Origin of the sequence: Acinetobacter halotolerans (assembly GCF_004208515.1) — a bacterium.
Classification (GTDB): domain Bacteria; phylum Pseudomonadota; class Gammaproteobacteria; order Pseudomonadales; family Moraxellaceae; genus Acinetobacter; species Acinetobacter halotolerans.
The window spans coordinates 1-596 of sequence record NZ_SGIM01000034.1 but is presented as its reverse complement, the minus strand read 5'-3'; the positions used below and the strand labels follow the sequence as shown (position 1 = coordinate 596).

Genomic DNA, 596 nt, shown 5'->3' with positions numbered 1-596 from the left:
CTGGCATTGTCGTGTTGTTCGCTATGCCGATGTTTGCTTTGGACGCTGCCTGCACCGTCTTCTTGTTCTAAGGCATCAGCTTGCCAGCGTTGGACATGCACTGCAGTGGGTTGTAGAGAACGTTCCGCAATGAGGCTGGTCATGCTGTCGTATTGTTCGGTGGCACTGCTGCGGTGGTAGCGAATCGTTCTTCGATTTAAGGCTTGGTATTGATTGTTGTCATCGATCAAGCGAAGTTTTTGGGCTTGGATTGGGCTATTGCTGTTGGCAACGTTGAGTTGGCCTTCATCGATCAGCCAGTTGATGCCTTCGCTTCTGAGTAATCGGGTAATGAAATCATAGTCGCTTTCATTGGCTTGCATCACAAAGGGTCGGACATCGTAGTCTTGTGTCACGCCGCTAATATCAAGTGTAAGACTGGATGCGAATAAGGGGCTGCGTTGTTGCCATTCTTTAAAAAGGGTTTGAACAATATCCAGCACGGTTTTATTCATAAACACGCGGCTGTTACGGCGTTTGTGCCACAGTGCAGTAGGGTCTTGCAGTTTGAGTTTATATAGGGTCAAACTTCCATCAGACTGCCCTTGTACGGCCTC

The 596-nt window shown here is 48.5% G+C and carries 1 protein-coding gene; it reads right to left on the bottom strand.

Annotation, left to right across the window (positions count from 1 at the left end):
• Positions 1-596, bottom strand: a 596-nt coding sequence (locus tag EXE30_RS15755) for a phage late control D family protein (RefSeq protein WP_228256132.1), incomplete at both ends; no start/stop codon positions are given.